This is a genomic window from Arthrobacter sp. E44, from assembly GCF_041877125.1.
Lineage (GTDB): Bacteria > Actinomycetota > Actinomycetes > Actinomycetales > Micrococcaceae > Arthrobacter.
The window spans coordinates 158652-170619 of sequence record NZ_JBHDJA010000006.1 but is presented as its reverse complement, the minus strand read 5'-3'; the positions used below and the strand labels follow the sequence as shown (position 1 = coordinate 170619).

The window sequence follows — 11968 nt, the reverse complement described above, 5'->3', positions numbered from 1 at the left end:
CAAAACTATCATCCGGCGGTGTCCTTGCCTCGGCTGCCGGACGCGCCCTGCTTGCCGGCATCGCCGCCGTCGTGCACGGATTCGAGGACGACGTCCCGCACCACGGGACGATCGAACGTGGGGGCCGGACCCGCATGCTGCTTGCGCCTCAACAGGTGGAACAACCGATGCGCCAGGATCACGATGGCCACCCAGGCCAGCCCCAGCGTCCAGCCGGCCATGACGTCGGTCAACCAGTGGTGGCCCAGGAATACCCTGCTCAGCCCCATGGCAATGATGAAAATCACGCCGGCCGTGATTGCCGTGACCCTGACCCAGAGTTGGTGGAACTGCAGGCAAAGAACGTACAGGAGGACGCTGATGACCACGGTGGTGTTGAGGGTATGGCCGCTGGGGAAAGACGGCGAATCCTCGTAAGGCGGGACCGCATCGGCGTGGTCCGGCCGGGTCCTGCCCACAAGTTTCTTGCCGAACGTGGTGGCGAGGATGGAGACGGTTGCCGCGCCGCCCACCAGGAGGAGTGGGCGCCAGGTCCGGCTCAGGAACGTCAGCCACGCGGTAAGGATGCTGGCGAGGATGGGCATGCCGATGCCGCCGCCGATGTTGGTGAAGCCGGTGGCAAAGGCATCAAGGCCCGGGTTTCGCAGCGACTCAGCGTACTGGAGGGCCGGAACATCGAGGTTTGCGAGCCCGTCCTTGCCCACTACGTCGTCGTAGACCTCGGCGCCGGCCAGGGCCATGATGACAACCACGGTCCCGCCGATGATCAGGGTCAGCCAAAGGGCGGCGTAGGGCTTGAACCATCTGTCCATCCGCTCGTGGACTCTGCTCATCATGCCTCCCAGGAAAAGTACGCAAGCTTAGTATCTCTCGAAACTATCATTGAGCCATGCCGTTGCCCGAAAAGAAACACAAGGCCTGGATGGGCCTTGCCCTGGTTGAGGCCCGGCGGGCCCTCGCCACGGAGGACGTGCCCATCGGCGCCGTGGTAATAGGGCCCGACGGCGATGTGCTGGGTTCCGGCCGGAACCAACGGGAGGCCTTGGGCGACCCCACGGCCCATGCCGAGGTGGTGGCCATCAGGGAGGCGGCCGGACGGCTACAGGAACGGGCACGGCTCCACGGCGGCAGCGACGACGGCTGGCGGCTGTCCGACTGCACGCTGGTGGTCAGCTTGGAACCGTGCGCCATGTGTGCCGGCGCCATCGTGCTGGCGCGGATTCCCCGGGTGGTGTTCGGAGCGTGGGACGAGAAGGCCGGGGCCGCCGGGTCGGTGTTCGATATCCTCCGCGAACGCCGCCTCAACCATTGGGTCGAGGTGTACCCCGGGGTCCGCGAGGAAGAGTGCGCACAGCTGCTGCGGGAGTTTTTCGCCGGGCACCGGAGCAACAGCCTCTAACCCCGTTGGTTCAGTCGGGGCCCGCTTCAGTCCTGGCCCGGACCTTCAGTCTCAGCCGGTTCCTGCTGCCCCGCGCCCGACAGCAGGGCCAGCATCTCCTGGGCGGTACTGCTCCAGTCCGGCAGCCTGGTCCGCGCTTTCAGCGCTGCTGCCCGCCAGCTTTCCCGGGTTTGTTCGTCCGTCAGCCAGCGACGCAGGACCTCCGCCAAGCGACCCGGACTCTCACTTGCCCCGGCCGGTAGTGGCAGCGCTGCCCCCGGAAGGCGCGGCCCGCCGTCGTCCGCTCTTATCCCGGCGATGCCAAGCGCTTCCACTGCCCCCGTCCCCTCGCGGACAAGTACCGGGATTCCGTGCGCAAGGGACTCGGTGACCGCCATTCCGAACGCTTCGATCCGGGAAACGAGCAGGGTCAGGTCGGTGCGCGCCCATTCGGCTTCGAGGTCCCTACCCGTGAGCTCACCCTCCAGCCGCACCCGTTCCTGCAGCCCGTTGGCAGTGATGGCAGCCTGGACCTCCCGCGCGTAGTCCGGGTCGGCCTGGTCGGACCCCACGAACGACGCAGTCCACTCAAGGTCCTTGATCCGGGCCAGCGCCTCGACTGTCAGCACCTGGTCTTTGTTGGGCAGCAGGGCTGCGACGACCGCCAGGTGCGGAGGCGTGGAACCGGCAGCCTGGGGTGCGGGTTCCACTCCAGGCAGGACCACTTGGGCCTGGCGGAGTCCCCGCGTGGTAAGCACGGACGCCGCAGAAGCGCTGCTGCAGACCACTCCGGTTGCTGCACGCAGGGCCCTGACTTCGCGGTCGAGCGCTGCGGACCCCGAACTTTCCGGAACGGGCATATGCACCAGGACCCATGTTTCCCGCCCCGTATTTGCCGCGAATTCCAGTTCGTCCGGGGCACCAACGGCCACCAACCCGTCTACGATGACCACGGCATTCCCCGGAGCCTTGTCAGATTCCCACGCCCCGAGCAGGGTGCCCAGACGGCGTCGTTCGTCGGCGCCGGCATCCGGCCAGCCGCCATCGACGCTGATGACGTCCACCGCGGCACCGAGCGCTTGCAGGCCGGCAACCAGATGCGCGTTGTAGACGTTTCCGCCTGAGCTGTGGCGTATGTTGCCGGGGACCAGCAGCCGGATGGGGCGCACGGCTACGCGGTGAGGTCCAGGGAATAAGACGCCCACGCGTCCGGATTCTCGCGCAGGGTGACGTCAATTGCCGCCAGTTCCCGGCCGTCGTCGCTGTCCTTGATTTGGGCGGCGACCTGCTGGGTGATGTATTCGGCGAGCGCCTCCGTGGTGGTGAGCTTGCCTTCGAAGTCCGGGTGCTCGTCCAGGTTTTGGTAGTTCAGCCCGGCCAGCACGTCCTCGATGATGGTGCCGGCGGCACCGATGTCCAGGACGATCGCGTCGGCGTTAAGCACGCGACGGCGGAAGGTCACCTCCGCAACGAAGGTTGCCCCGTGCAGGCCCTGTGCGGGGCCGAACACTTCACGGGGAAGGCTGTGGGCGATCATGAAGTGGCGGCGGACGGTCAGGCTGAACATGGGTTACCTCAAGTTTCCGTTGTTGTCAGTGGCTGGACTGGGGGCGGGGCTGCTTTCGGGGTACTCGACGACGTGGCACAGGGCTTGCAGGGTGCCATCCGCCAGGTTCTGAACCACGTCCGGCAGGTCCTCGAAGCGGCACGATCCGGTCAGGAACGCGTCGAAGACGGGATCCTTGAGCAGCGATACGGCGAGGTCAAGCCGGTCCGCGTTGGTGCGGCGGTGACGGCGGGCACGTGCCACCATGCCCACCTGGCTGGCACGGATAGATAGGCGCCTCGCGTGGAAATCCTCCCCCAGCGGTACGGTGACCTCCCGGTTGGCGTACCAGGACATTTCGATGACGTCGCCTTCATCGCCGGCGAGCTGGAGGCTGCGTTCCAGGCCCTCCTGGGACGCCGAGCAGTGGAAAACGATGTCGCAGTCGGCCAGGGCGTCATCCGGCTGCGCGAAGTCCACACCCAGCGTGTCCGCGAGCTGCTTCCTGCCCGGATCAAGGTCCACGAGCTGCAGGCGCTGCAGCGGGAAGGTGCGCAGCAGCGTAGCCACCATGCCGCCCACCAGGCCGGCGCCGACGACCGCGACCCGGTCCCCCAGGCGCGGCCCGGCTTCCCACAGGGCATTTACAGCTGTTTCGACTGTGCCGGTGAGGACCGCCCTGCGCGAGGGGACCTCGTCAGGGATCCGGGTTAGGGATTCCACGGGAACCACGTAGCGGTCCTGGTGCGGGTTCAGGCAGAAGACGCGCTGGCCCTTCCACCCCTCGGGCCCCTCCTCCACGACTCCGACGGAGAGGTAGCCGAACTTCACCGGGCCGGGGAACTCGCCCTCCTGGTGCGGGGCGCGCATTTCCTCTGCGACCCGCGGCGGAACGGCCCCTGCGTGAACCACCATTTCCGTGCCCTTGCTGATGCCCGAGTAAAGGGCACGGACCAGTGCTTCACCCGGTCCGGGGGCGGCAACTTCTTCCGCCCTGAGTTCGCCGTGCTCTTTGGCAGTGGTCCAGTATGCGGTTGCGTGGATGGGAGTTTCTGAATTCGTCATCTTGCTGATGAATCTATCCGGACCCGTGGCGAGGGGGAAAGTCCGACGGCGGATGTCGGGTTTCGTTGCGGCTTGCCGGGACACGTCGGACAGCATCCCGGGCGGTGAAAGGCATGGCTTCGTGGCGGGGCTTAGTGACGCAGTTTCATTTCAGGGTTACCAATCCGCGGGCAAGCCAACGGTGATTTTCCCCGGCACCAGGCAGACAGCTAGGGAGAGGCCGCAGCTAGGCGGAGGGCGGATGGAGGATACCGTCAAGGCATGCTTCCCCCAGGGAGAAGCCCCCGACCACCAAGTCTGTGCAACCTGAGATTGCACTTTGCGCCGGATTCAGTTGCGGCACCAGCTGCCTGGGCCGTTTGGGTGGTTCCCAGTCCTGGTGTTCGCTTGGGTAGTGGCGGCCGGCGGGTGAGATCCAGCCGGGTGGTTCGTTCTTGGTGGCCCGGGTGGGTTTCCATCCGGTGCTGTGTCGGAGTTTGTGGTGCTTGGGGCAGGGTTGTCCCAGGTTGCTGATCCCGGTGGTGCCGCCCTTGGCCCAGGCGAGGATGTGGTCGGCATCGTTGTCCAAGGAATTGTTGCTGCAGCCCGGGAACGGGCACTTACCGTCCCGCATCCTCAGCCAGGCCCGCATCGCCCCGGTCACCCGGTAACTTGTCCGGCCAATTTCCAGCGGCGCACCGTCCCGCGGATCCACCAACACCCGGTAGAACGACCCCGCACCGTTCGCGACCAGGTCCCGTGCCATCGAGGGCGGGATCGGCCCATACCCGTCCAACATGGCCGGTTCATCGGTCAAACCCATCAGGGAGAACACCGGAACCGTGACCAGAACCTGCGCCCGGATCGGCGAGGACACGTCTTCCCGTCCGTCCCAGCCATTGCCACCGGCGCTGTCACGGGCACCGGTATCGCCGTCACCACCATTAGCTTCGTCAATCGCATCCGTGACGCTGGCGCCACGGCCGCTGATACTGCTCCTATTGCTGCCACTGCCACTGCCACTGCCACTGCCGAGGATCGCATCAGCGAACTTGTCCGCCCGCAACTGGGACATGGTCCGGGACTCCGCGCGCCCCTGCAGTGACCGGGACATCGCGGTGAGCCGGTTCCACCCCGCCAACGCCTGATCCGCCGGCAGACAGGCGGACAGCCACGCCATCCCGTCCTGGTCCGGCCGGAACTCCACCCGCCGATCCGCGACCCCCTTGGCATGGCGCTTCTCAGTGCTCTCGGCGTGGTGACATTCCCGCCACGTCCGTGCTTTGACCCTGAACCGGTGCGCGGGCAGCTGCCCCACCGGACAGCCCTTCGCGCTATCTGGCGCCTCCGGGTCCAAAAAGTGCGCCTCCAAGGCCGCTGCCCCCGCGGCATCCAGGCTCGCGGCCTCATCAGCCATCACCACCGCATGACTCCAGGACAACGTCCCCGCCTGCAGCCCCGCAAAAGTCCGCGGCAACGAGGAAACAACGGCGTGCGAAGTCGCCAGGAACGAGGACGCCGCCCGCGGCCCCAGCGCCAGTACACACCCGACCTCCGCAGCGACTGCCATCTCCTGCGCCTGCACTGGCGCATCCGGCCCCGCAACGACAGAGGCGCTCTCCGCGTACTTCACCGCGGCCTTCGCCTTCAAACCAGCGAACCCGGCCTCGACCTCACGGGCACCGGCAAGAATGTCCAGGCACCCATCCGCCAAGCCCGCCAACGGATCAACCACCGAAAACGGGTCCGAACCGCACCCGTCAACCTCAGTGTTCAGCACAGCAAGGGCAGCCCGGATGTCCGCATAAGCCTTGACCACTGCTGCCGTTCCCATGAATCAATCATCGCGGCAGGGTCTGACATTCACGCGAAGTGGCATGTGACCGCAATGTTCCGGGCCGGCATTGCAGTTATCTGCCACCTCGCAGATGCATCGGCAGAATCCAGCCCCTGCTCCAAGCCCGCGCTATACGTGCGTTTTGGGGATGCAGGCCTTACTCCGGTACCCTATTGAGGTTGGTGACGTGTCCGAGCGGCCGAAGGTGCAACACTCGAAATGTTGTTTGGTGTAAAAGCCAACGTGGGTTCAAATCCCACCGTCACCGCCAGGTAGAAAGGCCCTGCTTCCCTCTTGTAAAAGAGGGAAGCAGGGCCTTTTGCTTTGCCAAAAGGAGTCACTGGGAGTGCCTCCGACGGCGGGGACCTACGGCACTTATGAACTCTGAACCTTGACACTACTTTCGATGCCGTGACGGAGGCAGTGGAAGGACAGGTGCGCGGCTCTGACCGCGAGGTGCAGGGCCACCTGTTTGGGCTGGGCCAGTGGTCGGCGTGGGCCGTTTTCGCGTTTGATGTGGTGTATCTGGCCCTGGTAGGGGCAAGTGGGGCATTCTCGGGCGCGCCCCGGGATCCGTTCTGGGCGGCAGCTGAAGCAGTGACAGTCATTGGGGCGCCCATCCACGTGGTACTTTTCGCCGTCATTTTCCAGCTCACCCCCGCACCGGCCAGGGTTTTCGGTGTCCTGGCCTTTGGCTTCATGCTCTCCACGGCAGCGGTAACCTCGACCGTGCACCTGATCGAATTGTTGGTGGCCCGCCGGGTGGCCCCCGTCGGCGATCCGGCCCTCGGCTATATCTATGACTTCACCCAACCGTCACTGTTCTTTGCCGCCGACGTCACAGCCTGGCACTTCCTCTTCGGCCTCTCACTGCTGTTCGCGGCGGTGGCATTCACCGGCCCTGGCAGCCCCCTGTACATACGGGCCGCCTTCCTGCTGGCTGGCCTTCTCTGCCTGCTGGGGTTGACAGGCCCTGCTTTCGGTAATCCATACCTCCGCTTGATAGGTGTCTTTGGCTACGGCGTAGTCTTTCCCATCCTCTGCCTGCTGCTGGGCGTCCACTTCAGGTCGGCTCGAAAGAAGATCTTCCGCTGAGGAGCGGCCTGCTGTTCCGTCCGGACCTATTCCGTCCGGGCCAAACCTTCCAAAGGAAGATCCTGCAGAAATCCCAGTATTGCGTGGTTCACAACCGCCTGGGCCTCCATGGCAATCATGTGCCCGACCCCTGGAACCAGATGTGTCTGCGCACCGGGAATGAAGTTCCGCGCCTGCGAGACCGCGATCCGGGGATCGAACGCGGACTCCCGGTCGCCCACCATCAGCAGGACCGGCACCTGGATAGAACTGAGCTCCTTGGTAGTGAAAGGCCTGGGAAAGACACTCACCCGGGGATCTGCGGGCTTGAAGTAGCGGCCACCGAGGATGAACTGCTTTGCGAACCTCTCATCGAACCGGTATCCGGGTGCCATCATCCGCAGCGCAAGGCCTCCTGGCGGACCCCACGGAAGGTAAGGACCAACCTTGAGGAAAGCCAGAATGCTGCGCGAGTAGGGGGCGAGAGAGCCGAAGGGTGCGAGGAGCACCGTCTTGTCGACCCGCTCGGGCCTGTCGATGGTGAAGGCAAGTGCGGCCCAGCCCCCAAATGACCACCCAACCAAAGACGGCCGCTCCAACCCGAGCCCATCAAGGACGGACGACAGCCACTGCACGCAGTCTTTCCGGCCCCGAAGCAGCTTACTTTGGTGTGACTTCCCGGCTTCGCCGACGATGTCGACGGCGAAGACCCGGCACCGGGCACTGAGTGGTCCCACGTTCGCCAACCACCCCGTGGAGCTCGTCCCGGTGGCGTGGAGGAGGACAAGGGGAGGCGCCTCGGTGTCACCGCTCACCAGGACGTGGGTTATTCCAAAGGCTGTCTCGACGGCGATCTCCTCGTAGGCGGCCGGCCATTCTTCCAGTACGTCCTGGTAGGCCCGCAGGTACTGCTGCTCTCCTTCAGTACTCCGAAACCCGGAAAGACGGCCCTTCCTGCGAGTGGCTGCCCACGTGCCATACCTCGCAACTGCCGATAGGGCCGCAATGCCGCCAGCCGTGCCCCAGCCCCTTACCGAACTCCGTGGAGACTGCCGATTCCTCGGAGACTCGCTGTTGGCACGGGTTCGCGGCATCTCCATTGTTGTCACCTCCTTGCCTCAGCCTCCTGCCGCTTGAGTACGGCGGCCTAGGGCCTGAAGTCCCGGCACCTCCCACCCTTCGTTGTGGGCCCACTGAAACAAGGGAAGCGGTGCCGTTTGCATCAATCTGGAGGAGCAGTGTTTACTTTGCACCGCTCCCCTGCCCACGATTAAAAATGTGGGAACCAAGGGCAGGTGGATGGGGCGTGTATCCAGCTTGTCCCTGTTGATTGCAGCAGGTGCGGCAGCGGGCTGTTCCTACCAATACGACGAGCCTGCGCGGACTCCAACACCCGGCCCGGCACAGGCGACTAACTCCCCCGCGCCCTCCATTGATCCCCTGGTCCTGGAGCGTGAGGTCCACAACTACCGTGAGCTGGACAGGCTCCTCAAGGCAGTGCCGGGCCCGGTCCTCCTTTTTGAGGAGGGTCCCCTTGATGGCCCGGTCAGGGGCTTTGGCACGACGGCGGAAGTCCCGGCAGCCGGGCAGTTCACCGTTACAGCCGCTTGTGCCGGCGCTTCCGGTGCCACGGTCGCCGTCGGGCAGGAGCATCCCGGCGCTCGCTTCCAGCCCGTCGAGCTGACGCTGGATTGCCGTGGAGCCACCACGCAAGTCTTGGAGCTGCAGCAGGGGTACGTTTTCGCCCACCTGGTGTTGCCGGCACCCGGCGATACCCCCTGGACAGGAGCCGTCGGCGGAGTACGCGTGACAGGCCGGGTACCTATGCCCAGCCCTGCACAGTCCCCTGAGAATTCCCCCTGACGAAAGGCCCTGGTATCGCTGGCCCCGCCCGACCAAGCTGGGGTTGAAGGATCATTAGCCGCCATATCCAAAACGGGTGTCGGCCAAGGCAGGAGGTCTGTGATGACCGCACAGCCACAGCATGGATTGCCGCTGGTACCTGGCGCTGCCGGGAAAGGGTTCACCTCGTTGGTCCGTCGGCACCCTGTATCCACCTATTACGCCCTAACCTTTGTCTTGTCTTGGGGCGGGATGGCAGCGGTCATTGGCTTCGCACCGGTCCCAATGGCTGTTGGACTTACGCTGGCGCCCCTGGGACCCGCCGCCGCATCCGTCATCCTCACCAGCCTCCTGGACGGAAAGGCGGGGCTTCGGGACATGGGCAGCCGCCTCCGCCGGTGGAGGGTGGGTGCCCGCTGGTATGCGCTGGCGCTCCTCACCGCTCCGCTGGTCATGGCTGCGACGGCCGTGGCAGTGGCCGTCGTCTTTCCCGGTTACTACGGCGGCGTGCCGACGTCGGGCGAGCTGGTGACCATCATTTTGGCCGGGATTGCGGTGGGGTTGATAGTCGGCATGCTGGAAGAGGTGGGCTGGACTGGTTTCGCGCTGCCCCGCCTGCGCCGGCGGCACGGTGTTGTGTCCACGGCCTTGATCATGGCCGCCTTTTGGGGTGCCTGGCACTACCCCATGTTCGCCAACAGCACTGATCCTTCAGGGGCCATACCTGCCGCCCTTATCGTTGCCGTGTTCCTCTTTGCCTGGCTGCCCGGTTACCGGATGCTGATGGTTTGGCTTTACGACCGGACCGGGAGTCTCCTCCTGGCGGTGCTGATGCACGCGCCCCTTGCCGCGGGTGCCTTCATCAACTCCTTCATGGCGGCCTCCGGAAACGCATCAGGAATTGCCATCCTGGCTCCGGCCCTCAGCTGGGGTGCGGCCTTTTGGGTGATTGCCGCTGTCGTCCTTCTCACCGAACGCCGGCGCGCACGGGTGTCGACATGACGGCCCAACTTCCACGGGTGCCGGCCGGGGAGGCAATCCTGTCGGCAGCACGGCGTTTCGTCGCTGCCCACGGCCGGAAACTCAGGGCCGGTGAGGTGGAATGGCGCTATGTAAGGCTGGGCGAAGGACCGCCCGTGCTCTGGCTCACCGGCGGCCTGCGCCGGGCTGGGCTGGGATATGACTTCCTTGGGCGCCTTGCGCGCAGCCACACGGTGGTGGCGCCGGATTACCCCCACGTGAAGCGGTTTGCCGATTTCGACGACGGCGTCTCGGCCATCCTGCGCGCGGAAGGGATTGCGCGCTGCGACGTGGCGGGCCAGTCCTACGGCGGTTTGCTCGCCCAGGCGTTCCTTGCTTCCCATCCCGAACGGATCGGCCGGCTGGTGCTGTCCAGCAGCGGACCGGCCGACTACGGCCTGCTCTGGGTACCGGCCCTGACAGTGGCAACTTTCGCAGCGCGGGTGCTGCCCAAGCGCTGGTCGGCTTCCCTGCTGCTCGCCGGCCTTACCGGCCTGTTCCCGGCCGGGTCGGATCCCGACGGCGACTGGGCGGCGGTCCTTCGCCACACTGTCCGGCACGACCTCACCCGGGCGGATATTGTGTCGCATTTCGCGGTCGCAGCTGACGTGGCCAGGAGGCAACTGGTGCGTCGGGAACGGTTTCAGCAGTGGCACGGAGACGCTGTGGTGCTGCGGGCGGAGAATGACCGCACCCAGGCCACCCGCGACATCCCCCGGCTCCAAAGGCTGCTGGGCAGGCCAGTGCAGACGATTTCGATGGGCCTCGCCGGTCACACCGCGGCGCTGCTGGAACCAGAGGCCTGTGTGCAGTGGCTGGAAAAGGCGCTGGGCTGACATCCGGCGAACCACCGTCACGTAGACCGCCCCCCGGAGTTGGGATACCTGCCCCTGGACTTTTTGTCCTACCTGTCCGGCAGAATGGGGTTTCAATTAGTCAAGCGTCTGGAATACAAGCCCGCCTACGAGAACCAGGACAGGAATGAACGAATTCTTCACTGCCTCTTGCGACGGGGACATGCTGCGGTTGCAGTGGGTCCCGGATGTCCACATCACTTACCAGATGGCGGTGCACGCAGCCCGGGTTCTGGAGGGCTTAAGCGGTGGCCGCACTTTGCCTCTCCTGGTTGATCTCGCTGGTGTTGCCGGGTTAACGCCGGAGGCCAGGGCTGGCATGAACGCTTACCGCGGATTCTCCGCCGCGGCCCTCATCGGGGATGGGGCAATGGGCAAAGTCGTGGCCGCATTTTCGCAGCGGTCCCTGACCCCCACGGCATATTTCACCAAAGAACCCGAAGCCCTGAAGTGGTTGTCTGAACACGGCCGGGTGAGTGCCGTGCGGGAAGCCCGGCAAACGGAAAGCTGATCGTCACCAGGATCACGACGCCCCCGACGACGTGGGCGTCCCCCTCGGCGCGCTTCTTGATGCCCAGCAGCATGGCACGGTCCATGACGAGGTAACCAGGGCGGAGGAGGAAGTCCATGACCCGAAGCGCGGGCGGCCGGCCAGGGCCCGATCGCGTCCGCAGCAGCAACCTGGTTCCCCTGGCACCGGAACCGTGGAGGACGAACTGCCACGTGCCGGTGACTGTTCCGGGAGGGGCGCCAGGGCTTGAATCGAGCACCAGGTAGCGCGCGCTCTCCAACTCCACCACGCGTGGCCCTATCCTTCCTCCCGGATAGCCTTCCGGCGTGAAGGCAATGATGTCGCCAACCTTCAGGTCCTGCCACTCAGGGTGGATGCGGTCAGCATTGGTAACGCCCAGATGGAGCAATCCGTTCTCCACCCAGGTATAGGAATACAAGCCAGCGCGGTCCACACCCATTTGAACCAACCATGGCCAGACCTCGTCCGGAGGGGCGGAGATCGTTACTGCCATGGTCTGTACTTCGTCGGGATCCGGAATCAGGCGGTCGCCCGGAAGGGGCATGGTCCTTTCCAGCTTGGTCGCGCCCCAGGCCCCCAGCACACGCGGCAGGACCGCGTGCGTGAAAATCCCGGCCGCGGCCGCTCCGCCGAGAAAACCCGACTTTCGCCAGCGGAACCCAGTTTGAGCCCGGTGCCCGCGCACGGACGGCCCCATGAATGCCAGGAAACCCGACAACGCGTTTCCCATGCCAAACCTCCTTGTCACCGGAATGCATGGAGCCTACAAACAGTGATTGGGCCGCCCCCAGAGTCCAAAGGCCCCGCCGGTAAGTGCAGTGCATGTGTGGCGCGTCGGGCG

General features: G+C 65.3%; 12 protein-coding genes and 1 tRNA gene. 6 read left to right on the top strand and 7 right to left on the bottom strand.

All coding sequences use genetic code 11. From position 1 onward, the window contains the following. Window positions 1-8: 8 nt before the first annotated feature. A complete protein-coding gene (locus ACETK3_RS07840) occupies window positions 9-833 on the bottom strand; it encodes a phosphatase PAP2 family protein (RefSeq protein WP_236802781.1) in 825 nt (274 codons plus the stop codon). Between the two features lie 56 nt (window positions 834-889). Here ACETK3_RS07840 and ACETK3_RS07835 point away from each other — a divergent pair, with 56 nt between their 5' ends. Further along, a complete protein-coding gene (locus ACETK3_RS07835) occupies window positions 890-1399 on the top strand; it encodes a nucleoside deaminase (RefSeq protein WP_306970961.1) in 510 nt (169 codons plus the stop codon). Window positions 1400-1425: 26 nt separating this feature from the next. Here ACETK3_RS07835 and ACETK3_RS07830 read toward each other — a convergent pair whose 3' ends face one another. The 4 genes from ACETK3_RS07830 to ACETK3_RS07815 all read right to left on the bottom strand — a co-directional run bounded on the left by ACETK3_RS07830 (window position 1426) and on the right by ACETK3_RS07815 (window position 5802). Beyond that, a complete protein-coding gene (locus tag ACETK3_RS07830) occupies window positions 1426-2547 on the bottom strand; it encodes a glycosyltransferase family 4 protein (protein ID WP_373992707.1) in 1122 nt (373 codons plus the stop codon). A 2-nt stretch (window positions 2548-2549) separates the two neighbouring features. Continuing rightward, window positions 2550-2945, bottom strand: a complete 396-nt coding sequence (locus tag ACETK3_RS07825) for a 6-carboxytetrahydropterin synthase (RefSeq protein ID WP_306970956.1) — start codon at window positions 2943-2945, stop codon at window positions 2550-2552. A 3-nt stretch (window positions 2946-2948) separates the two neighbouring features. Next, window positions 2949-3989, bottom strand: a complete 1041-nt coding sequence (locus ACETK3_RS07820) for a zinc-binding alcohol dehydrogenase (RefSeq protein WP_373992706.1) — start codon at window positions 3987-3989, stop codon at window positions 2949-2951. A gap of 226 nt (window positions 3990-4215) precedes the next feature. Beyond that, window positions 4216-5802 carry a DUF222 domain-containing protein gene (locus tag ACETK3_RS07815; protein ID WP_373992705.1) on the bottom strand — a complete coding sequence of 529 codons (1587 nt, stop codon included), beginning with the start codon at window positions 5800-5802 and terminating at the stop codon, window positions 4216-4218. A 184-nt stretch (window positions 5803-5986) separates the two neighbouring features. Between ACETK3_RS07815 and ACETK3_RS07810 the strand changes: the two genes are divergently transcribed. Next, window positions 5987-6076, top strand: a tRNA-Ser gene (locus ACETK3_RS07810). 140 nt (window positions 6077-6216) lie between these two features. After that, window positions 6217-6900, top strand: a complete 684-nt coding sequence (locus ACETK3_RS07805) for a hypothetical protein (RefSeq protein ID WP_236801031.1) — start codon at window positions 6217-6219, stop codon at window positions 6898-6900. Window positions 6901-6926: 26 nt separating this feature from the next. Here ACETK3_RS07805 and ACETK3_RS07800 read toward each other — a convergent pair whose 3' ends face one another. Further along, entirely contained in the window at window positions 6927-7979 is a 1053-nt protein-coding gene (locus ACETK3_RS07800) for an alpha/beta fold hydrolase (RefSeq protein WP_236821214.1), read from the bottom strand. A 199-nt stretch (window positions 7980-8178) separates the two neighbouring features. On the opposite strand from ACETK3_RS07800, the gene ACETK3_RS07795 reads away from it, so the two are divergent. The 3 genes from ACETK3_RS07795 to ACETK3_RS07785 all read left to right on the top strand — a co-directional run bounded on the left by ACETK3_RS07795 (window position 8179) and on the right by ACETK3_RS07785 (window position 10577). Beyond that, the gene (locus tag ACETK3_RS07795; RefSeq protein WP_306970948.1) at window positions 8179-8742 is read left to right on the top strand and encodes a hypothetical protein; all 564 of its coding nucleotides are present in this window, start codon (window positions 8179-8181) and stop codon (window positions 8740-8742) included. 264 nt (window positions 8743-9006) lie between these two features. Beyond that, on the top strand, window positions 9007-9723 hold the full coding sequence (locus ACETK3_RS07790; RefSeq protein ID WP_373992704.1) for a CPBP family intramembrane glutamic endopeptidase: 717 nt from the start codon (window positions 9007-9009) through the stop codon (window positions 9721-9723). Beyond that, window positions 9720-10577 carry an alpha/beta fold hydrolase gene (locus tag ACETK3_RS07785; protein ID WP_373992703.1) on the top strand — a complete coding sequence of 286 codons (858 nt, stop codon included), beginning with the start codon at window positions 9720-9722 and terminating at the stop codon, window positions 10575-10577. Before ACETK3_RS07790 ends, ACETK3_RS07785 begins: the two co-directional genes overlap by 4 nt. Before the next feature lie 443 nt (window positions 10578-11020). On the opposite strand, the gene ACETK3_RS07780 is transcribed toward ACETK3_RS07785, so the two are convergent. Beyond that, a complete protein-coding gene (locus tag ACETK3_RS07780) occupies window positions 11021-11857 on the bottom strand; it encodes a hypothetical protein (protein WP_306970943.1) in 837 nt (278 codons plus the stop codon). Window positions 11858-11968 lie beyond the last annotated feature (111 nt).